Source organism: Shewanella hanedai (genome assembly GCF_007197645.1).
Lineage (GTDB): Bacteria > Pseudomonadota > Gammaproteobacteria > Enterobacterales > Shewanellaceae > Shewanella > Shewanella hanedai.
In genome coordinates this window covers 177,714-203,675 of sequence record NZ_VKGK01000004.1, presented here as the reverse complement: position 1 = coordinate 203,675, position 25,962 = coordinate 177,714, and the positions used below count along the sequence as shown (strand labels likewise).

20 protein-coding genes are annotated in these 25,962 nt (G+C 42.3%); 11 read left to right on the top strand and 9 right to left on the bottom strand.

Annotation, left to right across the window (positions count from 1 at the left end; genetic code table 11):
* Window positions 1-17 precede the first annotated feature (17 nt).
* From FN961_RS05465 to FN961_RS05430, 8 genes are all read left to right on the top strand, one after another.
* Window positions 18-1,229, top strand: coding sequence for an ABC transporter permease (locus tag FN961_RS05465; protein ID WP_143563543.1), 1,212 nt, complete (start codon window positions 18-20; stop codon window positions 1,227-1,229).
* 130 nt (window positions 1,230-1,359) lie between these two features.
* Window positions 1,360-2,808 carry a sigma-54-dependent transcriptional regulator gene (locus FN961_RS05460; RefSeq protein ID WP_143563542.1) on the top strand — a complete coding sequence of 483 codons (1,449 nt, stop codon included), beginning with the start codon at window positions 1,360-1,362 and terminating at the stop codon, window positions 2,806-2,808.
* A gap of 10 nt (window positions 2,809-2,818) precedes the next feature.
* The gene (locus FN961_RS05455) at window positions 2,819-4,216 is read left to right on the top strand and encodes a sensor histidine kinase (RefSeq protein ID WP_143563541.1); all 1,398 of its coding nucleotides are present in this window, start codon (window positions 2,819-2,821) and stop codon (window positions 4,214-4,216) included.
* 35 nt (window positions 4,217-4,251) lie between these two features.
* Complete coding sequence (locus tag FN961_RS05450; RefSeq protein WP_143563540.1) at window positions 4,252-4,740, top strand: gamma-glutamylcyclotransferase family protein; 489 nt, start codon at window positions 4,252-4,254, stop codon at window positions 4,738-4,740.
* Window positions 4,741-4,776: 36 nt separating this feature from the next.
* Entirely contained in the window at window positions 4,777-5,184 is a 408-nt protein-coding gene (locus FN961_RS05445) for a VOC family protein (protein ID WP_143563539.1), read from the top strand.
* Between the two features lies 1 nt (window position 5,185).
* Window positions 5,186-5,542 carry a MerR family transcriptional regulator gene (locus tag FN961_RS05440; RefSeq protein WP_143563538.1) on the top strand — a complete coding sequence of 119 codons (357 nt, stop codon included), beginning with the start codon at window positions 5,186-5,188 and terminating at the stop codon, window positions 5,540-5,542.
* Between the two features lie 57 nt (window positions 5,543-5,599).
* On the top strand, window positions 5,600-5,986 hold the full coding sequence (locus tag FN961_RS05435) for a carboxymuconolactone decarboxylase family protein (protein WP_143563537.1): 387 nt from the start codon (window positions 5,600-5,602) through the stop codon (window positions 5,984-5,986).
* Window positions 5,987-6,771: 785 nt separating this feature from the next.
* Window positions 6,772-7,641 (top strand): AraC family transcriptional regulator, encoded by an 870-nt coding sequence (locus FN961_RS05430; RefSeq protein ID WP_143563536.1) that lies wholly within the window; start codon window positions 6,772-6,774, stop codon window positions 7,639-7,641.
* An 87-nt stretch (window positions 7,642-7,728) separates the two neighbouring features.
* Here FN961_RS05430 and FN961_RS05425 read toward each other — a convergent pair whose 3' ends face one another.
* Window positions 7,729-8,181: a MarR family winged helix-turn-helix transcriptional regulator gene (locus FN961_RS05425; protein WP_143563535.1), complete on the bottom strand. Its 453-nt coding sequence runs from the start codon at window positions 8,179-8,181 to the stop codon at window positions 7,729-7,731.
* Window positions 8,182-8,373: 192 nt separating this feature from the next.
* Here FN961_RS05425 and FN961_RS05420 point away from each other — a divergent pair, with 192 nt between their 5' ends.
* Window positions 8,374-9,447, top strand: a complete 1,074-nt coding sequence (locus FN961_RS05420; RefSeq protein ID WP_143563534.1) for a substrate-binding domain-containing protein — start codon at window positions 8,374-8,376, stop codon at window positions 9,445-9,447.
* A gap of 92 nt (window positions 9,448-9,539) precedes the next feature.
* Here FN961_RS05420 and FN961_RS05415 read toward each other — a convergent pair whose 3' ends face one another.
* Window positions 9,540-11,816, bottom strand: coding sequence for a TonB-dependent receptor (locus FN961_RS05415; RefSeq protein WP_185972733.1), 2,277 nt, complete (start codon window positions 11,814-11,816; stop codon window positions 9,540-9,542).
* A gap of 78 nt (window positions 11,817-11,894) precedes the next feature.
* Window positions 11,895-13,409 (bottom strand): amidase, encoded by a 1,515-nt coding sequence (locus tag FN961_RS05410; protein WP_143563532.1) that lies wholly within the window; start codon window positions 13,407-13,409, stop codon window positions 11,895-11,897.
* Between the two features lie 166 nt (window positions 13,410-13,575).
* Here FN961_RS05410 and FN961_RS05405 point away from each other — a divergent pair, with 166 nt between their 5' ends.
* A complete protein-coding gene (locus FN961_RS05405) occupies window positions 13,576-15,252 on the top strand; it encodes an AMP-binding protein (RefSeq protein WP_143563531.1) in 1,677 nt (558 codons plus the stop codon).
* Window positions 15,253-15,408: 156 nt separating this feature from the next.
* On the opposite strand, the gene FN961_RS05400 is transcribed toward FN961_RS05405, so the two are convergent.
* The 6 genes from FN961_RS05400 to FN961_RS05375 all read right to left on the bottom strand — a co-directional run bounded on the left by FN961_RS05400 (window position 15,409) and on the right by FN961_RS05375 (window position 23,539).
* Entirely contained in the window at window positions 15,409-16,215 is an 807-nt protein-coding gene (locus FN961_RS05400) for a hypothetical protein (RefSeq protein ID WP_143563530.1), read from the bottom strand.
* A 13-nt stretch (window positions 16,216-16,228) separates the two neighbouring features.
* Entirely contained in the window at window positions 16,229-17,461 is a 1,233-nt protein-coding gene (locus FN961_RS05395; RefSeq protein WP_143563529.1) for a M48 family metallopeptidase, read from the bottom strand.
* A 329-nt stretch (window positions 17,462-17,790) separates the two neighbouring features.
* Window positions 17,791-18,363 carry a DUF924 family protein gene (locus FN961_RS05390; RefSeq protein WP_143563528.1) on the bottom strand — a complete coding sequence of 191 codons (573 nt, stop codon included), beginning with the start codon at window positions 18,361-18,363 and terminating at the stop codon, window positions 17,791-17,793.
* Between the two features lie 69 nt (window positions 18,364-18,432).
* Entirely contained in the window at window positions 18,433-19,977 is a 1,545-nt protein-coding gene (locus FN961_RS05385; protein ID WP_143563527.1) for a PH domain-containing protein, read from the bottom strand.
* Window positions 19,964-20,746 carry a PH domain-containing protein gene (locus FN961_RS05380; RefSeq protein WP_143563526.1) on the bottom strand — a complete coding sequence of 261 codons (783 nt, stop codon included), beginning with the start codon at window positions 20,744-20,746 and terminating at the stop codon, window positions 19,964-19,966. Before FN961_RS05380 ends, FN961_RS05385 begins: the two co-directional genes overlap by 14 nt.
* A 102-nt stretch (window positions 20,747-20,848) precedes the next feature.
* Window positions 20,849-23,539, bottom strand: a complete 2,691-nt coding sequence (locus FN961_RS05375) for a winged helix-turn-helix domain-containing protein (RefSeq protein ID WP_143563525.1) — start codon at window positions 23,537-23,539, stop codon at window positions 20,849-20,851.
* Between the two features lie 208 nt (window positions 23,540-23,747).
* On the opposite strand from FN961_RS05375, the gene FN961_RS05370 reads away from it, so the two are divergent.
* Entirely contained in the window at window positions 23,748-25,961 is a 2,214-nt protein-coding gene (locus FN961_RS05370; protein WP_143563524.1) for a TonB-dependent receptor, read from the top strand.
* Window position 25,962: the final 1 nt, after the last annotated feature.

The following is a 25,962-nucleotide window of genomic DNA, read 5'->3' as shown; positions in this document are numbered from 1 at the left end:
AGAGAAAGGAGTTCATTATGTTACAGATTAAACCTATTTTGAGTACGTTAATGCGTAATAAGAGTGGCCCGATATTGCTGCTTATTCAGATCATTCTCTCGGTCGCAATAGTGGCAAATGCCAGCTTTATTATCAGCGAACGCATCGCTTTGATGGACAGAGACTCAGGCACAGCCGAAGAGGAGGTATTTAATTTTCGCCTTTATAGTTTCGATAGCAGTATTGAGCTTGAGTCTCAACTGCAGCGCGATATTCGAACTATTCGCGACCTGCCGGGTGTGATGGACGCATCAGCAACGAGTATGGTGCCATTGAGTGGTGGTGGCTGGTCATCGGGTTACACGGTCGGCAACACTGAGGAAACAGCCAAAGATACCGAGAGTGCTGCCGTCTATTATGGCGATGAGCATATGCTCAATACCTTGGGCGTGGACTTGATAGAGGGTCGTAACTTCTATGAAGAAGAGGTGTTGACCGGCAGCCCAGATTTGGCGACCCATGGCATCGTATCAAAAGCGTTTGCTAAAGCGAGCTGGGGTGATGAACCTGCAATTGGACAGATAATGTATGCGGGAGATTTTGGTGATAAGCCCATCCAGATCATCGGTGTGGTTGATAAGCTGCAAGGCGCATGGGTTAACAGTTCATATTTGGATAACAGTGTCATCTTAAACATAAACCTTGTTAATGTATTTACTAAGGTATTGGTACGCGCCGAGGTTGGCACCTTAGCTCAACTAAAAGAGGCGATTCCAGCGGCGTTGCATAAAGATAACCGTAATCGCGTTATTGAAGGTTTTACCTTGATAAGCGAACATAGAAAGCGGGTGTATCGTAATCACGAATTGATGGCTACGGTGTTGTCTATGATGGTGGTATTACTCTTGTTGATCACGTCATTAGGTTTGGCTGGGATGGTGATGTTCAACATTGAACGTCGCACTAAACAGATTGGTACCCGTCGTGCATTGGGCGCTAAAAAACGTGACATTATCAGCTTCTTCTTAGTTGAGAACTATATCATTTGCCTTGTGGGCGGTGTCATTGGCGGCCTGGTTGCGGTGCAATTAGGTCAACAGCTGATGAGTGTTTATAGCCTACCTAAACTTGAACCTATCTATCCGATAATGACAATTATGGGACTATTACTGTTGACGACTGTGGCGGTTATTTTACCTGCGCGTAAAGCGGCAAAGATCTCTCCAGCTATCGCAACAAGAAGTGTTTGATCTTAACTCGCTGAACTAGATCGAGAACCTTGGGTAAAGACAAGAGGATTAACCTTTAATTCTCTTGTCTTTTCAGTTAGTTTTAACCCCATGTCTGCAAACCTTTAACAGCATAAGAACGATACTAAGTATGGATACAATCCTCATTGTTGATGATAACCAAGCCGTGTGTAATGCATTGTCATTGATGTTAGAGCTGCACGGCTTTAACACGATCACCTGCTTATCACCAGAAGTGGCACTGGAGCTTATCTCGTTACATGAGATCTCTTTGGTGGTTCAGGACATGAACTTTACCCAAGACACGACATCGGGGGAGGAGGGCAAGACCCTTTTTTATGCCCTTAGAGAGGTGCAACCTCTGCTGCCGATTGTATTACTGACCGCGTGGACTCAACTTGAGATAGCCGTTGAACTGGTTAAAGAGGGCGCGGCCGACTATATGGGCAAACCTTGGGATGATGCCAAGTTACTCACCAGCATTAACAATCTCATCTCCATCTACACATTATCGAAAGCCAACACCCAATTGGTCAGAGTGGACAATGATCGAATGTCGGCCATCAAAGGCGCGGATTTGTGTGGCATCGTTTTTGGTAGCGGTGCTATGCAGCGATGCGTGGACTTAGCGTTGCAAATTGCGCGCTCCGATGTGTCGGTGTTGATAACGGGCCCGAACGGTGCGGGTAAAGATAAACTGGCGGACATTATCCATGCTAACTCTTCGCTTAAGAATAAACCGTTTATTAAGGTGAACGTGGGCGCATTGCCTATGGATTTGCTCGAAGCTGAGCTGTTTGGCGCCGAAGCTGGGGCGTTTACTGGGGCAAACAAAACCCGTATTGGTCGATTCGAAGCGGCCGATGGTGGCTCTCTGTTTCTGGATGAGATAGGTAACTTGCCCCTGTCTGGTCAAATAAAATTATTACGCGTGTTACAGACCGGTGAGTTTGAACGACTGGGCAGTCACCAGACTCGTAAGGTGAATGTGAGAGTATTAAGTGCGACGAATGCTGACCTTGCTGAAGATATTCGCGAGGGGCGCTTTAGGGAGGATCTTTTCTATCGCCTTAATGTTATTGAACTTGAATTGGCACCGCTTAACCAAAGGCAAGACGATATATTTCCTCTGGTGAAACACTTTATCGGAGAAGAGTTCTCATTGAATAAACAAGCCCAGCAAGCGCTAATTGCTCATGGTTGGCCGGGGAATGTTAGAGAGTTAGAAAATGCCTGTAAACGTGCAGTTATTTTAGCTAAAACCAGTGTGCTAACCCCCGTGGATTTCGGATTAAGCCCAACACTTTTGGTTGATTCGTTGCAAGTTGCTGGTGGCTGTGAACGCAGCGTGGATGCGCAAACGGCTTTCGCCCAGCCCAGTGTTAATCAGTCAGAGCATATTGATACCAGCCGTGTCGATAGCCAGCAAGTCGCGTCGAGCAATGAAGCGTTAGATAAAGCGGACATTGAAGCGGCAATAGCTGAACATGGCGGCGTCATTGCTAGAGTGGCCAAGTCGTTAGGCTTAAGCCGTCAGGCTCTGTATCGACGTATGGACAAGTTTGGTATCGATAAGTGAGGCTGTCTTGATGGCATTTATGTCCTATTTCTCTTTACGCACTAAGCTGATTTTTGGTGCGGTCTTAGCTTCGCAAGTTGGCTCGGGTTTGTCGCTATGGATGGTGATGCAGTTAATTCAGCCGCAGACCTTTATTGCCACATCAACGTTTGTTTTTGTGCTGATCTTTATGTTTTCAGGTCTCTGCGCTGGGGTAATGAGTCACTTTTTTACTCGGACATTGGCAACGAGTCTCAGTGCCCTTGAAGTGGGCTTACTTAATTTCAAAGATAACGATTTTAGTGTGACGATTCCGGTCAGTGGCGATCGCCAGTTGCAAGCGCTGACGACGCTATTCAATGACTCTGCGGAAACGTTAAGGCGGGAACGTCAGTACATCTATCAACGCGAATTGCTGCTTGATAAGGTGATACAAAGCTCACCTAATGTGATGTTACTGCTTGATGATGAACAAAGAATCATTTACGCCAACGATGCTGCTAGGCATTTGTTTAATCAAGGTCACCATATTGAGGGTTTTGCACTGCCGGACTTGATAGAGCGGGTGAGTGCCGAATTGTCTTCTGCGTTGAGCAAACCTAAAGACGGGCTATTTACCTTACCTGTGGAAGGCCAAGATGAGGATGACACTTGGCACTTGTCTCGTGGCCAGTTTATGTTAAACGGTCAGTATCATCACTTATTACTGCTTAAGCAGATGACCCATGAGCTGAATCGTCAAGAGGTGGCGGTGTGGAAAAAGGTGATACGTATTATTAGCCATGAGCTGAATAATTCGGTGGCGCCTATCTCGTCGATGGTGAATTCGGGGCGGATGCTGACCAAAAATCTTAACGACCCTAAGCTTAAGATGATCTTCGATACGATTGAGGATAGAAGCCGTCATTTGAGCCTGTTTATCTCTAACTACGCTCGTTTTGCTAAACTGCCCCAACCTAAAAAAGACAAAGTGAACTGGCGTAAACTGGTGGACCAATTAGGTCAGCATTATCAGTTTAGCCTCCTTGGCGAGCTGCCTGATGAGGGGGGGGAGTTTGATCTGATCCAGATGGAGCAAGTGCTATTGAATTTGCTTAAAAATGCTCATGAGTCAGGCACTCCAGCCAATAAGGTGACGCTAACCATTGAACCATCGAATCTATTTAGTGGCCATAACACCGCTAACGTCAGCGGATTGGATAACGAAGGTAAGGTTTATCAAGGCACTGTTATCGAAGTGAAAGATGGCGGTTCAGGTATGCCGGCTGATGTGCTTAAACAAGCACTATTACCTTTTTACTCCACAAAACAATCCGGAACCGGTCTTGGTTTGCCCCTGTGTAGAGAGATTATTGAAGCCCATGATGGCAGAATAACCCTACACAATCGTGATAGTGGTGGCTTGTGTGTGAGAGTCTTTTTGCCTTAAGGTACTTTTAAAATAAACATTGGGAGTATCAAGCAATGAAATATTTCGCCTATGGCTCAAATATGTCGATTGCCAGATTACGAGAGCGTACGCCAAGTGCTGAGCGAGTTGGCACCTTCATCTTAATTGGTCATGAGCTGCGTTTTCACAAGCTGGCCAATGATGGTTCAGGTAAGTGCGATGCTTATCAAACCAATGACTCCTTATCTCAAGTATACGGTGTCCTTTTTGACATCGATGAACAGGAGAAGCCCGCTTTAGATATCGCCGAGAGTTTAGGTCTTGGCTATGATGAAAAATGGGTGACAGTAACCAGTGAAAACGGTGAACAGTTTGCAGCGATTACGTATTACGCCATCAAGACCGCTCCGGCGCTAAAGCCTTTTTCATGGTACCTCAATCACGTTGTCATCGGCGCGCATGAGAGCCAACTCCCTGAGCCATATCTTAAGCTGATTGAGACTACCGAGTGCATCGAAGATGGTGATACTCTTCGGGATAAACGCGAGCGGGCAATGTATTAAGACTATATTGATAGACATAGTTATAGAGAGATTAAGATGAGTAAACCTGTCGAACAAAAAATTGGAAGTGTCGCTTTAGTTGTTGATAATTATGATGATGCTATTGAGTTTTACACTAGTAAATTACAGTTTGAGCTTATTGAGGATTTAGATTTAGGCGGCGGAAAACGTTGGGTATTGCTCTCTCCTCCTAATTCTACAGGGACTAACTTGTTGTTGGCGCAAGCGAGTAATGAAGAGCAGAAGAAATCTGTAGGTAACCAAACTGGTGGGCGAGTTTTTCTTTTCCTTCATACAAACGACTTTTGGCGCGATTACGAGAACATGAAAAGTAAAGGCGTTGAGTTCACAGAAGAACCTCGTACTGAAGAGTATGGCATGGTTGTCGTTTTCAAAGACTTGTATGGCACCAAATGGGATTTACTGCAGTTAACGAGTTCATAATATGAACATGAAGGCATTTTCGGAGTTGGTAGGCTTGTCACCGTATACACTGCGTTATTATGAAAAAATGGGCCTACTCAACAAGGTCCAACGTAATACCAGTGGTCATCGAGATTACACCAACAAAGATGTGGATTGGATTAATTTTGTTATTCGTCTGAAAGACACCGGAATGCCTTTGAGCAACATTTTGGACTATGCCAAGTTACGCGCATTAGGTTCGTGCACGGTGGAAGAGCGTCAGGACTTACTGGAACAGCATAAAGAAAATCTAAAAGCTCACATTGAATTGCAGCTAAACCACCTCAAAGCCCTAGAGGAGAAGATTTTTTTATATAAACAGAAAAAAGTGAGTTGACTTAGAGTTAACTCTAACTTGTAAGGTGTACTTCTAATGATTAATAGGAGTACACACATGGAAAACTCAAGATTTGTCACAGGCCTAGAACAGTTGTCTAAAATCGACGGTGAAGCTGGGCATAACGTCATACAAAGCCTGCAAGATATTTGCCCCGATTTGGCTAAGTTCACCATTGAATACCCCTTCGGCGATATCTACTCCCGACCCGCACTAGACCTCAAGTCCAGAGAAATTGCCACCATCGCAGCCCTCACTGCATTGGGTCACTGTAAACCTCAACTAAAAGTACATCTGAATGCTGCTTTGAACGTAGGCTGCACTGAAGATGAGATTAAAGAGGTACTACTACAAATGTCGGTCTACGCCGGCTTCCCCGCAGCACTAAACGGGATGTTCGCATTTAAAGAAGTACTGCAAGAGAACAAAGCGAATCAGCCTTAAAGCTTTTTAATACTTGTGGTGCAGCAAGTGAATAGAGCTAGTTACTCATCACCTTAAATGAGCAACATCGAAGAGGTAAACATCCAAGTGTGAATGCGGCTGTGACCTTCCAAAACAGGGTCGGAAATGTTCCCTTCATTTCTAGGCATTTCCCACACTGACCCATAGGGATATGGGAAATGTCTTTAAAGCGTCTGGAACGCTTAAGACCATGTGGGTCAGATGTTTTAGTAGAGACTATCGGGACATACTTGTGCCATGTCACAGAAGCATTTACATATTCGGCGAACCGCAGCTATAGATAGAAATGAAGTCATGGCTACGAACAATCGATCACATGAGATAAACGTTAGGTAAGAATACTCAAACTTGTTATTCGACAAGTCAGCAACTTTGGTTAGGACAGCCTCATCCATCCCCTAGATACTAATACCAATTCCATTAAATAAGTGATCAATTCAGAGTCACTCAGGTTTTTTAATTCAAGGCACATTGATGAAGAAATGGTTATTCCCTTTTAAGTTAATGCAAAGCAGAAGTGGAATACCTGAGAGGCTCACGTAGTGCGGCTGATGTTCAAAGCAAATGGCAAAGCCCTTTATGCTACGTTAGAGGCTTTCGATATAGAACAACTATTAGCTTCAAGCCTTCGCCTTGCCTGCAGGGCTTTGAACTCCCGCTGAAAAATCACGTTATTAGTGGAACTGGTATAAACATTCAGTAGAGGATATGTTAAACAGGTGTATCCCATTTAGATGACTAAATGAAAGCGGACAAGGAAGTATATGAAAACCAATGCTCAACTAGATAACTACATCAGGGTGATGGACTGCGTTTGTGATTATATCTATGCAAATTTGGATAAAGAACTCACAGTCGAGCATTTGAGCCAGTATGCGGGGTTTTCTAAGTTTCACTTTCATCGTCAGTTTTCTGATTACCTTGGTATCGGTATCGCAAAATACATCCAGCTTTTACGGCTAAAAAGAGCTTCTTATCGGCTCTATTTTGACCCTGAAATTAAGATTGTTGATATCGCTTTAGACGCTAAATTTGGTTACCCAGAGTCGTTCGCACGGGCATTTAAAAAAGCGTTTGATCAATCTCCTACTGAATTTCGTCGCCAGCCAAAATGGTTGGAATGGAATGAGAAATATCAATTTGGAGTCAAAACCATGGGTAAAGAACAGCAGGTTGAGCTAGTCAATTTTGCAGAGACTAAAATCGCGGTTTATGAGCACAGAGGGGCGCCTGAATTAGTTAATGAGTCTGCGGCTAAGTTTATTGCTTGGCGTAAACAAACTGGGTTATCGCCGGTGACTAAGAGTCAAACTTTCGGGTTGATCTATGAAGATCCTAAATCGGTATCAGGTGACGATTTCAGGTTTGATATTTGTGGTTCAGTACTGCATGAGGTGCCCCAAAATCCCCATGGAGTGATAAACCGCACTATCGAGCAGGGACGTTGCGCGGTGATCCGTCATCACGGCTCTCACGATGACCTCGATGCCAAAGTACACTATCTTTACGGTCAGTGGTTGCCACAAAGCGGCGAATCACTCAGGGATTCACCTTGCTTCTTTCACTATCAAAACTTCTTTCCAGAAGTGGCTGAGCATGAACTTATCACGGATATCTATCTGCCATTGAACTAAGGCTAGGGATGGTTGAAGAGGTGAGAGTCTTCGGTACTGGATAACAGCCACTTTAGCTCTCTTCAATGATGCGAACATGAGCCAATGCTACAGAGTCAGTGAGTTTTTACTGTTGAGTGTTTGCAAAATACTTTGTAAGGACTTCATTTGAACTGCTGATAATGGCTCGAACATTTGCTCATAGCATTGGTTCACATCACTTTCCAACTTGGCGTGCAGTGCCTTGCCTTTGCTACTGCTGATGATAAGTATCTTTCTTCTGTCTTTTGGGTGTGGTCGACGATATACCAAGCTGTCGTTAACCAATTTATCTACAACTTTAGTGAGTGTTGAATCGTTAGTGTGGGTGAGCTGCGATAAATCTTTCATGCTCAGACCTTCATTAGCTTCAATAAGATTGGTGAGTATCCGCCACTGCACGTTACCAAGCGTTTTTTTTCTTTGTTGTAAAGCCGACTCTAATTTTTTATCTAGAAGACGTTCATTTTGAACTAAAAGCTTCGCTAGCTCTGACTTTAAATTACTTGCAGTAGGACTCATCTATTGACCCTTACAGTGGGAGGTTCACTTCATAATAAGATATTCTACATCTGGAATAAATTATAAAGGATTATAATTTATTGAACAATAGTAAATAATCCCATAGAGTATATAAAATGAACAGTTGTTGTGTGAATGATCTGCATCAATGACTGTGCAATTGATATTCTCTTTTAGCTATGGCGGTATACTTTGAATGAAAAAGTGAGTGATCAAACCGTCAAGATTGGTGTGCTGTTGCCATTTAGTGGGCCAATCGGCCTTTGGGGCAACTCTTGTGAGGCTTGTTCTATACTGGCCGCAGCAGAACTCAATAGTTATCGAGGTATACTTGATTACAAAGTTGAACTTGAATTTATTGATGCCAGTGTAGCGCCGAGTGCCGTCGCCAAAGAAGTCTCAGCCAAGGTCCACTCAGGCGAAATATCAGCATTGGTTGGAACCCACACGAGTGATATACGTAAAGAGGTTGCTCATGCCATTCGAGGGCGAGTGCCCTACATATACACCCCAATGTATGAAGGCGGCGATCAATGCACGGGGATGTTCCTTACCGGACTTACCACAGAGCAAAGTGTGTTACCTACACTCGAATGGCTCTGTATTAATGTAAAATCTCAACGTTGGTTTTTTGTTGGAAGTGACTATGTTTGGCCTGCTAAAACTCACTCCTCCGCGATTGATTTTCTCCATTCAAGGCACCGTCAAGTTGTTGCTAACGAGCTTTTACCTCTCCATTGTAAAGACTTTTCAAGCACGCTTGATCGTATTGAACAGGAAAAGCCTGATGTTGTTTTTATTAATTTGCTTGGTGAAGGCTCAATTGATTTTAATCGACAGTTTGCTCAACGGGGTTTAGATACCCAAATCATTCGATACTGTAGCGCGATTGAAGAAAACATGTTGTATGCGATTGGTAATGAAAACAGTCGAAATTTATTTTCATCAATGGGGTATTTCGAGGGTTTAGATACCAATGAGGCTAAGAGTTTTAATAAGCTTTATTATAATAATTTTGGCGAGTTGGCACCTGGACTCAATCAGATAAGCGTTTCAAGTTATGAAGGTATTATGTTACTTGCTGACTTAGCGGAGAGAAGCCAATCTTTACTGACGAATGATATTGAGAAAACATCTATGTCGGCGGTTAATTTTCACAGCCCAAGAGGCGAAATAACCTTGTTAAATAAAAATGTCCAAGCGGATGTGTTTATTGTTCAAGCAAAAGATAATGGGTTTGTTCCTCTTCATCGTGTCGGTTATTAGCATTCTCTCTTTCTATTGTTAATCAGTCTATCCCATTAAACTTACTGAAAAAGAACACCGCTAATTTGAAGTTAACGGTGTTTTAATTCGTTTTAAAACTTCATCTCAAATGTTGCGCCGTAAGTTGACGGAGCACCGTAGCCTCTAAGTAACCAACCAAATGCAGGGAGGTCGTTGAGGTAAGTCACATACTGAGTATCTGTTATATTCTTCCCCCATAAAGAGATACGCCAATCATTTTCAGATGACTCGAGAGCAATTCTCGCATTCACGATCCAATAGTCATCAATTAAATTACTTGGTTGATTATTAACTTCTAGGTATTGCTCAGCTCTCCAACTCCAGTCACTGGCAAAAATCAGATCGTAACCATTGTTTAGATCCCACGCATATCGCGCTTGTCCGTTGTACGTGTATTTTGGGTTAAAAGCCGGACGGTTTCCTTGTAGTTGAACTTCACCAATTCCTGTTTTTAACGTGAGGTCACTTTTTAATTCAGCATCGACCCAACCCACACCTGAAGTGAGTTTCAAACCATCAATAGGCACCCATTGTAGGTCGAGTTCAGCCCCTATGGTTTCAATTTCAGCGGCGTTAATCGTGATGGGGACAGGGGAGTTAGGCGCATCTACATCAATGTGGCCATTTTGAAAGTCGTAACGGAAAATAGACCCGTTAAATTGTAGGCTTCTATTGGCTAAGGTAGATTTAAATCCGATTTCATAAGAGATTATCTCTTCGGGTTCTAAGCTCGTCAGTTCATCCTGTGTAGCAGCAAAAGCAACACTATAGCCTCCACTTCTAAACCCTGTTGAGATTGAACCGTAATACAGTATGTCCTCTTGAGGAGTCCACTCTAACCCAGCTTTAAAGGTGACGTTTTCATCCGTTCGTAGGCCGCCATCGCTAAGGTTTGCTGCGGTAGATGCGATACCTGTGATGGTGACGGGCTGCTCTTTACCATTGATAGATTTCAGTCCATCTCCTTTATAAGTTCCGCCTGTTAGATTTGTTTGTTCCCAGCTGTAGCGAACACCACTAATTAACCTTAATTCTTCTGTTAACTCATTCTCTATGTGTGCAAATAACGCGACAGCATCGACTTTTTGATTGTATTTTGAGTAATTGTTTAGCCCATTAAATGGCAAATAAGCCGTTAAATAATCTGCGTTATCAAAGTCGTCATGTTCATAGAATAATCCAACAATGTAATTCCAATCGTTATGATCAAAATCCGACGCTAATCTGAATTCTTGAGTAAACTGCTTAAATTCGGTGTGCCAATAAACTTCAACAGAGGTCACAGGACTACCATCAGAATCTTCGCGTTGATCTTGGCTGAATTGTTCATAGGCCGTTATAGAAGAAAATAATGCATTATCAAGCTGGTGCTCTACTCTGACTAAACCCCCTAAACTTTCATTATCGACATCGAAACTAAGATTATTTTGAGTAGTATAAGGATCATTTTCTCCAGGATAGTATTGGCTGACATCTTGACCTGGATTGAAAATAAGATCTAACCCACGTAAGCAATTAGCATTGTCACCTTGTACTGTTCCATTGAGGTATTCAGGGCAAAACCCACTGCCATCGGGTAGCGTATTACCGACCCCTTCATAGGGATGCAGTTCAGATTTGTCCTTACCATAGTGTATTGAAAGCAAAGCGGATGTTCCTTCATCATTTTCCCATAAAAGTTGACCACGAACGGCTTTTTCTTTTACAGCCCCCTCATCATCTTGACGAGTAGTATTGTAGTAATAGCCCTCACCTTGTTCTGTGATATACATGGAGAGTCTTCCGGAGAGGTTTTCAGACAAAGGCCCTGAGATAAAGTTTTCTGTGGTGAACGTGTCATAGTTGTCATAGCCAATATTGACCCCAGCTTCAAAATAGGAGGTCGGTTTGTTGGTGAAAAAATTAACAGCTCCGCCAGTCGTGTTCCGACCAAAAAGATCCCCTTGGGGGCCTTTAAGTACTTCGACATGCTCAATATCAAACAGTGTCATTCCTGTCATAAAGCCCTTACTCATGTAAACTTCATCCACATGAACTGCAACGGGGGCGTCAAGATTGGAGGTAAATTCGTTTAAACCTAATCCTCTTATATTGAAAAAGTTATTGCCTAGCCCGTAATTGACCTGCACATTTGATACGTTTGCAGCAACATTAACGACATCGGTTACACCTAACTCTTTTAGTTGATCTTCACCAAATGCAGCCATAGTGATACCGACTTTTTGTAATGGCTGAACTCTTTTTTGAGCTCTGACTTCAATAACTTCAATTTCCGAATCATCACTTAAGACAGGAAATATAGCGAAAGACATTGAGATTATTAGTGTTAGATTTATTAATCGATTCATAATATTCATCATTCCTTTTATTTGTTTATTGTTAGAATAACTAGCGAGTAAACATTGAACATTTAGGCTATGGAGAGGCTAAACGGATTTCCAATCAATGCTTTGCTCATAAGCTTGCGCAGCACGATATAACGTCGCTTCATCAAAATGATTGCCTACTAACATCATTCCGACGGGTAAACCGTTCCGCATTCCGCAAGGTATAGATAAAGCTGGGTGACCAGTTGTATCAAAGGGGCAGGTGTTACCGATCATTTCAAAGGCACGTTGGACATGCAGAAACTCATCATCGTCAGTAGTAGGAATAAGAGGGGATTGCATGGGGGTCGTTGGCATGACTAAAATGTCAAAGTGCGACAGGAGTTTGTTGTATTCGTCGGTTAAGCGACGACTTAGATTCTGGGCTTTTGCATAATAATGACCGTTATATTTCTCAAGCATGTATTGACCAGTTAACAAGCAAGACTTTAGATTATTTGGCAGCTCATTAGCACGCATGCGCCAACTTGAGTGACGGTCAATTAAACTGGTGCTGTACAACCCTTTCCAGCCTAGCCCCATACCATTACGGATCATCATTTGATCGGTTAAACCTTCTAATGCTATCGCCAGCCAGATGGATTGCCCTATGTTGTGCCAAGGAGTCGATACTTGATCAACACTTGCACCAAGTTTAGAAAATACATCGACGGCATCGAGTACAGCTTTATCTACATCACTTTCTGATTCTGGACGGTTAAACCCATCAGTGAGAATACCTATTTTCAAATCGTTAATATTAGATTTTAAACCAACAAGATAGTTATCTACTTCTTGTCTGTACTGCCTTGGATCGAGTCCGTCATGACCTGCTATGGCTTGCAAGAGTTTGGCATTGTTCTCTACATTGTTGGTGATAGGTCCTGCATTATCGATAGTATTTTCAATGGGCATGATCCCACTGTAAGGCACTAGACCCCAAGTTGGTTTCATGCCAACGCAACCAGACCAAGAGGCGGGGATTCTAATCGAGCCACCTTGATCGCACCCTATTGCCATCTCAACTTCGCCTGCGCCGACTAAGGCACCACAACCTGAAGAAGATCCCCCACTAGAGTGCAGTGGGTTGTAAGGATTTTTGACTGGATTCTTACTGTTGGTGTGACTTCCTCCAGACAAACAGAAATATTCACAGTGGGCTTTGCCAATAATTTCGCCGCCAGCGTTGAGGATTCGACTCACTATTGTTGCGTCAAACTCAGGAACATATCCCTGCAATGTCGATGCTCCGTTCATCATCGGCACCCCAGCAAGGAAAATATTATCTTTTAAAACAACTTTACATCCTTCTAGCAAACCTGATTTTGAGCCTTTGATTGAGACTTTACGATGCCATGCGTTAAGTTCATTTTCTTCCGGTTCGGGTTCGTAACCACTGGTGCGTGGATAGGTCACATCAGGAACATAATCAGGAAGTGAATCAATGAGTTCATAAGCAGCAAGGTTGGGCTGTAATAAAGAAAAATGTAATTCCAAATCTGAGTCAGATAAGTCCATAAAGAGACTTTTAGCGATCAAATTTAACTCATCTAAAGTAGGACTTTTAATTGCCATTGTTTTTATCCTTGGTCTAATTTCAAAGTACTAACGTATAGCTATGATGTTAATTGTGTCAAGAAAGATATTACATGTCGGTATATTCTACTTTGAGAATAAATGTTGCGTTTTACAAGCAAGTTTTATAAGTTATAAACTTGTTAGATAGCTGAGAGGAACACAAATGAAGCAGGGCTTAACGAAACAAAGCTACAGGGAGGGGGAGAGTCATGTGGGCTTTCTCAATAGTACGATTGGGCAGGCATTTGATCGCATCGCTTTACAATCTCCAGATGAGAAAGCCCTTGTTGTTAAGCATCAAAATATTTCTTGGAGTTATCAGCAATACCATCAAGAAGTGACTCAATTCGCCGCAGGATTAATCAAACTCAATGTGGCACCGGGTGAAAGAGTCGCTATTTGGGCCCCTAACTGTGTGGAGTGGTGTATCGCTCAGTTTGCCACCGCTAAAATAGGCGCGGTATTGGTTTGTATTAATCCTGCTTATCAGATTTCAGAACTCTCCTATGCACTTAAAAAGGTGGGTTGTAAGGTGCTAATTACAGCTACAAATTTTAAGTCAAACGATTACCTTGAAATGATTGAAAAGATAGTGCCAGAGCTCAAGTTTTGCGCGCCAGGAGAAATTGTTTCTGAACATTTCCCGCTGTTGAAAAGCATCATTCAAATGGGGAATCACAATCGTGCAGGTATGTTCCGCTTTGATGAGGTTAGTGAATATTACACCGAAGCTTTAATTGAAAAAGTGATTAACCTTAGCGAGATCTTGTCGCCTGATGATGCGATTAATATTCAATTTACAAGTGGTACAACTGGCGAACCTAAAGGGGCGACGTTAACCCACCGAAGTATCTTAAATAATGGTTTTCAAGTAGGGGAAAAAATGCGGTTAAGTCCGGAGGACAAGTTATGTATTCCTGTGCCTCTATATCACTGTTTTGGTATGGTTATGGGAAACTTAGCTTGTATTACTCATGGCTGTACCGCTGTATTTCCCAGTGATTCATTTGACCCCGTTGCATGTTTAGAAGTGATAAATGATGAGCAATGTACAGCGCTTCATGGTGTTCCGACTATGTTCATCGCCATGTTGAATGAACCTAAGTTTAGGCAATATAACCTGTCGAGTTTACGCACCGGTATCATGGCTGGGGCGTTATGCCCAATAGAGGTGATAAAAAAAGTGATCGATGATATGAACATGAAACATGTGCTTATCGCCTATGGTCAAACAGAAACGAGTCCCGTTAGTCATATGACAGACATCAATGATGCTATTGAAAAACGCGTGTCGACGGTAGGAAAAATTGGTCCAGGTTTAGAAGTAAAAGTAATTAATCAATGCGGTGATATCGTTCCTATAGGGGAGCAGGGTGAGATATGCATTCGTGGCTATGCTGTCATGAAAGGTTATTGGGAGGATGAGCAGAAAACAAAAGAAACGATCACTGAAGATGCTTGGTTACATTCTGGTGATTTGGGTGAAATGGATAGCGATAATTACTTAAAAATTACTGGGCGGATGAAAGATATGATTATTCGTGGTGGTGAGAATGTTTATCCAAGAGAAATTGAAAACTTTTTATACACACACCAGAGCATTTTAGATGTGCAGGTTTTTGGGATCAAAGATACCAAGTATGGAGAAAGTGTTTGTGCATGGATTATATGTAAAAAAGGGAGAGCATTGACTGAAAAGGAAGTACAGGATTATTGTAGAAATAGCATTAGTCATTTCAAAATCCCTGAGCATATCTCTTTTGTCTCTAAATTTCCTATGACGGTGACCGGAAAAGTTCAAAAATTTGTGATGAGAAATATGATGGAAAAGCGTCATTAGCTTACTGGGTTAAATCACTTATTTTTGTTTGAACAGTGCAGGGTTATGTGACAGAGACCTACCTCATGAGGTAAAGAGGTAGGCCATTCAGCTAGGAACGGTGAGTTATGGCAAGCCTTCTGTTTCCTAGACACTTTTATCTTTTTAATTATTACGTTAATTTTTTTGAGGTGCTGACTCTACTTGTGCTGTAGACGCCTCTTTTGCTAAGGCGCTAGCTTGCTCTTCAGCAACAACTTCAGTTTCCCAAACCAAATCTGGTAATTCTTTAAGTGCAAATTGAAGTGCACTTGAGTCTGAGGATGCTCCGACTTTTCTATTTGCCCAAACAACCTTACCAGCAGTTGTTTCAACTAAAGCAACGTCAATAAAAGAACCTTCGGTAGCTTGAATCGGAATGACAGCTCCCAAAGTCAATACTCCAATTAATACGCTAGAGGTTACATCTTTTGCAATCACACCTTTTGATTTTTCAAATGAGCGAAAATGCACTAATAGAGCTGATTCAGCCCCCGTTTTTTCTGCAATAATGTTTAGTACGCTACCAAGGTTAGTTTGAAAGTTAGCTTTATCTTTCTCTCCCACTACTCCCTTTTTATACATGTCTTTTTTTGAGATATCCCAGGCTTCGCGGGCCTGAGTTAAGGCATAAGCAAACTCTTCATCATTTTCAGCTTCTTTTTTGAAATCAAAATCGATAACTTTCAAGTTTTCAGCTTCTAACTTAGCCTTTGCAAGTGCATGAATTTCAGCTTGAATTATTTTTTCCTTATCAACTAACTTTTCGTTATCACCATCAAATACAATTAGTTCTACGTCTACGTCTGCAGGGATAATGACTACAGATTCTATGTTTCGAGCAACTTCTTGAAAATCTTCATGATGCCTAACTGTTGTTTGAGCACAACCGCTTAACCAAGTTAAAATGCTTAGTAATAGCAGACTCTTAATTATTTTTATCATTTTTAAACTCCCTTTAGATACTATCTCTTAGTGATTCAATATATCGACGGTCTCGAATGCCATCTGTTTTTAAATACTTGTTAAATAAATATTTTGCTTTTTCTTTTTCATTTTCAGCAAGCGCCAACATTCCTAAGCCACGATAGCTTAGGGTAAATGTTTCATCTATAGCGATAGCTTTTTCGTAGCTCTGTTTGGCACTGTCGAGATAAGCAATATGATTCTCTCGAAGCAAAGCCTTTAGTTGCTCATCATTTTTTTGATCATATAACCAAGAGTACTCTTTCGCAGCGGCTTCAAATTCTTGTACTTTTAAGCGATTTACTTCCCCTAAATAAAAATACAACATTGCATTTTTGGGGGCTAATTCTAGTTCCTGAGAAATAACATCTTCTGCCAATTCAAATTGTTTGTTTCTTATTCTTATATCAATGACTTGCTTTGCCAATTCAGCTCGAAATATTTGATAGTTTTCAATTGCTGGTTCTGACGTCGATAGATTCCATTGATGCTGTTCAACCCTTTGATAGTAAGTATCAATTCTATCTTCAATGCTGTCATGAGAGCCCCATATGGAAGAGCTTTCTTTAGCATGTTTGACCTGTTTTAACCGCCTAATGGCTTCCGCCCCTTCATTTAGGTTTATGTTTGTTTGTGCAATAATTTTCATCGCTTCGTAATCAGCTTCGTCTTCGGTTTCACGACTAAATGAAGCTAAATCATTCAAGGTTGCAAAATAAATAATATTAGTGCCCATCAAAAACATGTTTACAACATGCGAAGAAGCAATGGTATTTTTACTTGAGATGGTTTTTAAAAGGCCATGACGTTTAACAACGTGGGCGATTTCATGGGCGATAACAAAAGCGAGTTGTTCTTCAGACGCGAGTTTAGTAATAAGTCCTACATTGAGATAAATATTACCATTGGGCAATGCGCTGGCATTAACGGAGGCATCTTTTAAGATGTAATAATTGAGCTTTATTTTGGGATGGTTAAAGGCAGGTGCCAATGTTGAAGCAATACTTGCTACATAATTATTAGCTGCGACATTTCGAACTATTAATCCTTTTTCGACAAGTTCATCATGCGCCCGCTGTGACTTTCTCAGCAGCTTTTCCTCTTCAGGCGATTGTAAAACCGGCGAATTCGTTGTTAAAGGTAATACATCTTTAGTTTTAGTTGTGGACGTACAAGCCGTTGTTAATAGCAATCCGCTTAATAGCGCTAGTTTTTTTCCATTCATGATCGTTGTTCTTATTTTTGTTTTTAGCCTGTTAAGGGACGATGCGAACAAGATAAATGTAACAGAATGGTTGCTGGTATGTAATGTGAATTTAATGTAAATAATGTTGATGACTTAAATTAATTTATGTCTTTTATCATGCATAATATTTTTTAAATTTAAAATCAATCGGTTACTTTTAAGACGGGAATTATACACAAAGATCTTATCACTTGAATTAACGCATTTTAGGAAACTGGACGCTGGTTAACTAGTGTGGCCAGCGTTAATTAGGTTTAACTCCGATTTAGACATTCAACATTCGCTATCCGCAAGGTTATCTTTGATGTCTAGAATGAAGATCCTGGTTGAGACAGAAACTCTAACTCATCAGCTGTGGAGGAGCGCCCTAAGATCTGATTTCTATGGGGGTAACGGCCAAAGCGGTCGATGATCGCTTTATGTCTCTCTTCAAAACTTAAACTCACCTGTGCAGCTTCACGTTTAAATAGCACCATTGCGATTTCATGTATCTTGGCCGATTCACTGTGCATATAGGGCATAAACAGAAAGGGGACGTATGTGGCGTTAATCTCCTGATCTACCTTAAATGCGACCGCTTCTTGGGCTAAGACTAATGCCATAGGATCCGCTTCGAAAGCTTGGGGGGTATCGCGGTAGATGTTACGGGAGAACTGATCTAATACAATTATCTCGGCCAATCGCCCCTGTGGTGTCGCACGCCAGTGATAGAGTTCGCCAGCTTTGGCTTGCTCAAGTAGTGGACCGAAACTGGTGCGAAGTTGCTCATCAAAGTCATGGTCTTTAACCCAATGACATTTAGGGTTTATCTCTTCAAACCAAAAATTGATGATGGTTTCGGGTGTTATAAGCTGTGTTGGTAATTGCTTATTGGAATTCAAGAGTACTCTCCTTTATTTCATATCTTCAGGCTGTTGGACTTGGCACTTACCCTGATAAGTAATAGCCATTTATATCCAGTTATTAGGATTATTTACTGTGATAGCAAGGGCTCGTTCGGCGATAACTCGAGCATCTTCAACTGGCATATAGGGGATGGTTTGGGTACCACTGGCTAGACCCAGCTCGAGATTGGCAACGCCACGCTTGCGCTGACCTTTTGTTTGGGTGATTGCCACATGTTGCACCTTTATAAGGGAGATTAGGTGCCAAGACTGGCCTAATACCCCAGTGTGTATCCAGCAAGTATCGTCGTTATATAGGTAACCCCATTGACGATATCTTAAGTACAGGCCGGCAGTGAAGGAAAATCCTGCGACCCACAACATTTCTGTCATGGGGTTGAGCCCCATACCAATTGTATTCACAGCAGGGATAATAAGTGGGAGCAGAGCTCGGCGCCAAAACCAACCTATGTGTATTGGATTATAGTTAGTGGGCAGTACTTTATTGATGCTCCCGGCACCGTTAATCGCTGGCATTAAGTCAGTAATTTCTTGCCTATTCATGCTGGGGATCAACATATGCTTTTTCGCTTTTTGTTCGACCTCAGTTCCTTTGACTTGTTTAAAGCTAAGAGTCCAGAGCTTTAACAGTCGAGCTACTATCGGTTGAGAAAAACGAACGACCTGAACTCTGCGCAGTGCCAGTGCATCATTTTGTTTGGCGATGATACCGCCAGTTCTATGCAGGGTTTTACCACTTAGACTTAAGCGATAAGGATAATATTTAAGTACCGATGCGGCCATGGATATCAAAGACAGAAGCAGGTAAAAACCGATAACAAGAGTGGTAATTAACAGGATTTGATTGAGCAAGTTGTTGTCAATGGCTAAGTAATACCAATCCAGTGCATTTTTGGCAACTTGAGTTTGAACGACATCACTCCAATCAAATTGGCTTAAAATAGGGCCCGCGATAATGGAAAACCAAAATAGGTTGTTTTGATATAAACCGAAAAGAAGCAGGTCTTTAACTCCCTTGTCGACTAAGGTTTTTTCCTGAGGTTCAAGGCTGTCGTTTGCGATTGACGGTGAGCTAGATTTTGTTGAGTGTGATGCCGTTAAGCCGACGCTAGGCAGAATGTCGGAAACCAGATGTTGCTTTATCTCCATGGCTCTTTGATAGCTTACCGCTGCCAGTACAGCTTCATCTTCTTTCGATCCTGCGGTTTCGACCACTAAGCTGTAGAGCCCCATAGGTCTGAAGTAGAGGGGCTGCTCAAGTCGCACGTTTTGTATTTTACTTAAGGGGATCTCATTGGCTTTCTTGAAAATTAATCCGTGTCGAACCCCGAGCTTGTCATCAAATAAACGATAACGAAACATGGCCCATTGCACGATGGCGTATGTGATGACGACTGTCACTACGGCCGCTGCGCCTACGATAAACCATGGCGAGTCAAAGCCCTTTTGCCAGCCAGTATACACAAACGGAATAATGGCATAGCCATTACTTAATACTTGCCGAATCGTATTGAAGATATAGCTGACAATTGACCATGGAGATAGGCCTGACCATTTTACGGTTGAAGCTTGTGAGTTAGTGCTTGTCATTATCAGCGGACTTTTCTGTGTTACTTGCAATCTTATTGTCGGTGTCTGTTTGGTTCTCAAGTTGGGAGTCGTCAGATTTTTGTTGTTGATGTTGCTCTACAGAGGGGATTTCAGCCGCATTAACACTCTCGCTTTGATATGCCTCACTAAATTCTTGTTCGCTGTTTTGATTCGCTTCAATTGATAAAGATTCGCCGCTTTGTGACGCTTTCCCCGCCATGCTCAGCAGGTGTTGTCTCAGTTTCTCAGCGGTTTTACTTTCTAAGCCGGGGAGTTCAATCTCGGCGCTGCCACTACCAGCGCTAAAGCATTTTAGGGTTTTAAGGCCAAACTTTCGCTCTAGTGGACCTTGAGAAAGACTGATGTGTTGTAAGCGTGTGTAGGGGAGTGAGACACGCTTGAACCAGACGATCCCTTTTTGCAGCAAGAGCTCATGATCGCAAACACCATAGGCAATGGATTTTGCGTGGCTGACTCTGATCCAGATAATAAAAGTGGCGATAAAAAACATGCCCGGAATGATAACAGCCATGATAAGCAGTGGGATTTCAGCACCGATGAACAGAAAACTCGACATGGCAGTGATAAAGAATAGGGCCACTGCGCCAGTTTCGATTAAAATCTGGGTGACATAGCGGCTCTCAATCGGGGTCAATGGTATTTGGTCGAAGCCTTGCCAATCACGCTCTGGGAGTGGTTTATGAGTGATATTTTCTGGCTTTAGTTCCATTTCCGGTTGCGCTGTTACAGAGTTTACTGGCTCAGGCATAATCGATATCCATTTTTTATTATGTGACTGACTATATCAGCAACTTGTGTTGTAGCTCTAGAGGTAGACATATTTCCCTACAATTAAATGAAAATTGGAAGTTTATTCAAGATTCGCCAAAGTAAGCACTGCTTGCTGTCGGTTGATGACACCGAGTTTCTGAAACAGATTTTTAAGGTGAAACTTCACCGTGTTTTCTGAAATTCCCATAGCGAGACTGATCTGTTTGTTGGTAAACCCTTTAGAGAGTAAGGGGCAGATCTGTTGCTCCCGTGATGAGAGATCCCAAGGGGTTTTCTGGGTGTTATGGGATTTTTTGAGTTCTGATATCAACCAAATGAGCAAAGTTTTACTCATCTGATTGATGTCACTCTCATCGATATTCAGATTGAGCTTAAGCAGTAGTGCCTCTATTTGGTGAGGCAGTTCAAAGAAGACCTGTTTACAGCCTATATCGGCGGCTAAGTTGAGCATTTCTGTCACTAAGCTGAGTGCTTTTTTTTCATCTCCTGTGGCACTTTGGACTAAGCAGTGAATCCCAAGGGCTTTGACCTGATCTATTTTTTGTTTATTTTTTTGAGCAATCTCATTGAGTTTTTTACTGTAGGAGAGTGCTTGATTACTCATGTTGCGTGATAAATAGTGCTTGGCGATGACGTAATAATATTCACTGATTACAAACCACATAGGCTGTGGATCTTGCCAGTAAGGCTCTCGAATGATTTGGCTGTTTAATTGGTTAAAGGTATCGAGGTTACAAAATTTATCGGTGACCTTTAAACGCAGTACATCGAGCAGTTTTTCCAGTCTCACCAAGTGTCTCGACTGAGCCACTTGGTAGCCTCTTTGAAGATACCGCTGGCATTCGTTGTGATCATCGTGGGCGATCGCAAGATTGATGGCCAACCTAAAACTCACCGCATAAATGTCATGCCAGCAGTCTTTACTTTCGAGTACTTTAATGCCGCTTGCGAGCAACTCTTGTGCTTTGTCTATCTGGTAAACCTGGTAATGGATATCGGCTTTAAGGCAGCTCGCCATGGATTGTAACCCGCTATCTAAACCAAGGTGTTCTTTGGCCATTTGGCTGGCTTGTTTAAATAAACTCAGGGCTTCATTCAGTTGACCTCGATAAGCCAAACTTTGCCCTTGATGAAAAATATTGTAGTTAATGCCTACCCAGCAATTGGCCAGTTGCATCTGCTGATGGCTGGCCAATGCAGCAGACTCAGCATCATCAAACATCCCCAACTGGTTATGGATAAGCCCGAGCCCTGCGAGTACTATGCCTCGACCCAAATGGTCATTATCTTTAAGGGACTTGAGTAACTCGGTTAACGATTCAACGAGTTCACTGTTGGTGCCTCGGTCTAAATACAGGTCAATCAGCATTTTAATAATGGTAAAATCACGAGAATGACTTGAGCTGGGTTTGTTCTGTAATTGGTATTCGTTGAATAGGGTAAAAGCGAGCTCGTAGGCGATAGAGGCTTGATTTACTTCACCCAGCTTTAAGTATAAATAACACTGTATTAGCCCTAAGGTCGGGGAGTTTGTTATCTGCTCACGATTAAATTGGCTTAAGAGTGATTCTACATAACCAATACCGTGGGTTAATATCAACTCCCAGCCTCCAGCTGACGCTATTTGTGCGACGGCTAATTCAATGTGATTTGCACGAATATACTGGTTAACGGCTTCTTCAAAGTAGTCATTGTTGGCGTAGTATTTGGCGGCTTTACACCTTAAGTCTCGACAGGTTTGCTCTCCCACCTCCAGCAGTAGCCGTTTTTTTAGAAAGTCAGCAAACAGATGGTGATAACGAAAGAAACCTTGCTGGCTATCAATGGGGATCACCAAAGAGCTAAAGGGGATGATTTGCGACATTAAATGAGCTGAGTTTTCAATCTCACACACATCATTGGCAATTAATGGATCAAATCTGTCTAAGAGTGAGGTGTGCAATAAAAAGCGCTGAACTTCAGGCTCTAGCTTATGGTAGATCTGCTCAGACATATAGAGATCGAGAATATCGATGGATTGCGTGAGCAGACTGGTGAGCGCAATTTCTGGGTGTTGCTGATGAAAAATGGCGATCAACTGCATCGCGACTACCCAGCCCTCAGTTTTTTGATGAAATGCCATTATTTCACTTTGGCTGAACAGCTCTCCATAGAGCTGAATCGCTTCATCAATACTGAGCTTAAAATGCTCTGGTTGCAGCATTAACATCTGCCCACTGGCGAGTAGATTGCCTATCTCTAATCTTGGTTGTATTCGGCTGGCAATAATCAGTTGTAGTTGCTGGGGGCCGTACTGCAAAATTTGATTGAAAAAATGCAAAATTACTTTGTCTGATAGAAAATGGAAGTCATCAATAAACAGATAAACAGGCTGATTAATCTCATGCAAGATGGCCATAACGTCGATAAAAAAGGATTCATAATCTGTGTTGGCTGAGATGCTGCTTGCCCGATTAATCAATTGTTTATCGGCGATATTATGATGAACCAATGCATGGCAAAAGATATTAAAAAAACGGTTGGGTTCATTATCTGAAGGATCAATGGCAATCCAGATAACTTGGGCATTATCTTGCTTTGTTAGAATCTCAAAATATTGCGAGAGCAGGGTTGATTTACCGTAACCAGCAGGACTGACAGCAGTGATTAAAGCCTTGGTGCTTGCTTGAGTAAATTGCTCAAGCAAAGCGGTTCTCATCGACAGTTTTATCTGTTGTTGAGGCGGTTTAAACTTCTGTATCAGAAAGCTAGGTGTTGGTCTTTTTGGCAAACCTTTGTTCCCTTTTCTTATTATTATCTATTCTATTAAATACTAAAAACCCGTCGAAACACACTTACCCACTCATAACTACCCGATAGGGTAGTTTTTATCAGAATGTCTGACTGGCTACCCTTTCTCTTTATTGAACAAACCTTAGCGGATTGCAACACTTTAGTCACATTTGAACGTGAACAAAGCAGATCGATAAGGGGGAGAGATGACCATATATTCAAAAGTCCTGACCGTAACATCACTACTAACAGCGTCATTAGTGAGCTTTTCACTGCAAGCAGCAGAGAATGAGTCCCAAGAAGCTGATGTAAAAGAAACCGACTTGCAAGAAAACAGCATGGAGGTGATTGAGGTTACCTCTAGGCAACGTAAAGAGAATATACAAGAAGTGCCAATGTCTATCACCGTCTTTGGTGAGCAAGATATTGAAGATTTAGGCATAGAGCGCGCAGCCGACTTTATCTCGCTTACGCCAAACATGACTATGGTTGAGGCGCAAAATGCGGGTACTAGCTTTATCACTATCAGGGGATTAACCCAAGTTCGAAATGGTGAGTCACCGGTTGCGATTTCGGTTGATGGGGTATTGCAGATTAGCCCTAATCAATTTAACCAAGACCTTTACGATATTGCGCAGATAGAGATCCTAAAAGGGCCACAAGGGGCGCTTTATGGCCGCAACGCGATTGGCGGGGCAATCAATATCACCACCAAAGCCCCTACAGATGAGTTAACGGGTTACGCCGAGTTAGATATTGGTAACGGTGGATTAAAAGCCTTGTCTGGTGCGGTAAGTGGGCCAATGACGGATACGATAAATTACCGTATTACCGCCTCTTACAAAGACTTTGATGGCTTGATTGATAATGTTTATTTGAACAAGAAAGTCGATTTTCAAAGTGATAAAAACATCAGAGGTCGCTTTATATGGGAGCCCAGTGATGATTTCTCCGCTGATTTACGTATCGCACGAGGAGAAACAGAAGGTGGCGCTGTTAACTACATTTACCAGCCTCTGCATGGCATTAATGATGCGAATGACACTAGCTCAAAGATAGAAGCGAATAACGTTGGTGAGAATGATCGCCAAATCACCTCTGCATCGCTAAAGCTAGATTGGAATATCTCAGATGTGACCGCAGGTTTAATCCTCGCAGCCGATGAATTAACTGAATTTCTATCGGGTGATCAGTTTCCCTATAGTCGTAATATCTCAGCCACATCACCTTTTGGGCCCAATGTATTCGACGGCGTGCAAACTCAATATTTAGACACCAGTTCCCAGAGTGCTGAGCTTAGGTTTACCTCCGATGATGACAATGATTTTCGCTGGATAGCGGGTCTTTATTACTTGCAGACAGATCGTTTTATCTCATCGTTTAATGGTTTAGATCTTGGTAAAGGGATCCCTCGAGTTGAGAAAACACCGCCTATTAATGATGATATTAGTCCTGCAACGGTCTTTTTAGCCGACAACAACAATAACCAAGCTTATGCGTTATTTGCTCAATTTAATTATGACTTAACGGATACTCAAGAGTTGAGTGTGTCAGGGCGTTATGATTCTGATACTCGAGAGCAAACCAACCGTGCTCCAGTGAAATTTGATGCTAATTCAGGTCAAGTGCGCGAAAAAACCTTCAGTAAGTTCCAGCCTAAGGTGTCCTATGTGTACACCGGATTACCCAATATAAATCTTTATGCCAATTTTTCAGAGGGCTTCAGAAGCGGCGGCTTTAACCAAAGTGGTGTAGGCGCACTTGCGGCAACCGCAGGACTAGAGGGCGTGAGCGATCTCTATAAAGCGGAAGAGTCGAGCAACTTTGAGGTGGGCATAAAAGGTCTCTACCCGGATATTTCAACTCGTTTTAATGCCTCACTTTTTAATACCAGTATCGATAACCAACATTACTTTGTGTTTATCGGCTCTCTAGGGGCACAGGTGTTGACCAATATTGATGAGGTTTCACTGATTGGTGGTGAGTTTGATTTCAAAACCTCAGTTCATGAAAACATCGATCTGTTTGGCTCGTTTGGCATGACGCAAAGTGAGATTAAAGCCTACAGCTTAAATCCGGGTGATGTGGGAAATAAGGCACCTTATGTTCCTGAATATACCATCAACTTTGGTACTCAACTTCACGCTGAACTCTTCAGCGGTTGGCTCTCAACCCTGACGCTAGATTGGGAGCAAAGAGGTAAGCAGTATTGGGATCCATCTAATAGCAGTCCCCGTGATGCCATTAACTTGGTGAATGCAAGATTAGGGTTCAACCGTGATGAAGGCGATTGGAGCGTTAATCTTTGGGCCAAAAACTTAGGTAATGAAGAGTACTTAGCTGAGTGGGTATTAGGTGGTTTTGCTCATCCAGCTCAAGAGCGCACATTTGGTATCGAACTGCGTTGGAACATGGAGTAAA

Excerpts from the sequence above, each read along its gene's own strand:
- FN961_RS05435 (WP_143563537.1), top strand. The coding sequence starts at position 5,600 with ATGGAAAACTCAAGATTTGTCACAGGCCTAGAACAGTTGTCTAAAATC.
- FN961_RS05465 (WP_143563543.1), top strand. The coding sequence starts at position 18 with ATGTTACAGATTAAACCTATTTTGAGTACGTTAATGCGTAATAAGAGT.
- FN961_RS05400 (WP_143563530.1), bottom strand. The coding sequence starts at position 16,215 with ATGATAAAAATAATTAAGAGTCTGCTATTACTAAGCATTTTAACTTGG.
- FN961_RS05395 (WP_143563529.1), bottom strand. The coding sequence starts at position 17,461 with ATGAATGGAAAAAAACTAGCGCTATTAAGCGGATTGCTATTAACAACG.
- FN961_RS05410 (WP_143563532.1), bottom strand. The coding sequence starts at position 13,409 with ATGGCAATTAAAAGTCCTACTTTAGATGAGTTAAATTTGATCGCTAAA.
- FN961_RS05460 (WP_143563542.1), top strand. The coding sequence starts at position 1,360 with ATGGATACAATCCTCATTGTTGATGATAACCAAGCCGTGTGTAATGCA.
- FN961_RS05370 (WP_143563524.1), top strand. The coding sequence starts at position 23,748 with ATGACCATATATTCAAAAGTCCTGACCGTAACATCACTACTAACAGCG.
- FN961_RS05415 (WP_185972733.1), bottom strand. The coding sequence starts at position 11,816 with ATGAATCGATTAATAAATCTAACACTAATAATCTCAATGTCTTTCGCT.
- FN961_RS05405 (WP_143563531.1), top strand. The coding sequence starts at position 13,576 with ATGAAGCAGGGCTTAACGAAACAAAGCTACAGGGAGGGGGAGAGTCAT.
- FN961_RS05445 (WP_143563539.1), top strand. The coding sequence starts at position 4,777 with ATGAGTAAACCTGTCGAACAAAAAATTGGAAGTGTCGCTTTAGTTGTT.
- FN961_RS05380 (WP_143563526.1), bottom strand. The coding sequence starts at position 20,746 with ATGCCTGAGCCAGTAAACTCTGTAACAGCGCAACCGGAAATGGAACTA.
- FN961_RS05385 (WP_143563527.1), bottom strand. The coding sequence starts at position 19,977 with ATGACAAGCACTAACTCACAAGCTTCAACCGTAAAATGGTCAGGCCTA.
- FN961_RS05440 (WP_143563538.1), top strand. The coding sequence starts at position 5,186 with ATGAACATGAAGGCATTTTCGGAGTTGGTAGGCTTGTCACCGTATACA.
- FN961_RS05455 (WP_143563541.1), top strand. The coding sequence starts at position 2,819 with ATGGCATTTATGTCCTATTTCTCTTTACGCACTAAGCTGATTTTTGGT.
- FN961_RS05450 (WP_143563540.1), top strand. The coding sequence starts at position 4,252 with ATGAAATATTTCGCCTATGGCTCAAATATGTCGATTGCCAGATTACGA.
- FN961_RS05430 (WP_143563536.1), top strand. The coding sequence starts at position 6,772 with ATGAAAACCAATGCTCAACTAGATAACTACATCAGGGTGATGGACTGC.
- FN961_RS05425 (WP_143563535.1), bottom strand. The coding sequence starts at position 8,181 with ATGAGTCCTACTGCAAGTAATTTAAAGTCAGAGCTAGCGAAGCTTTTA.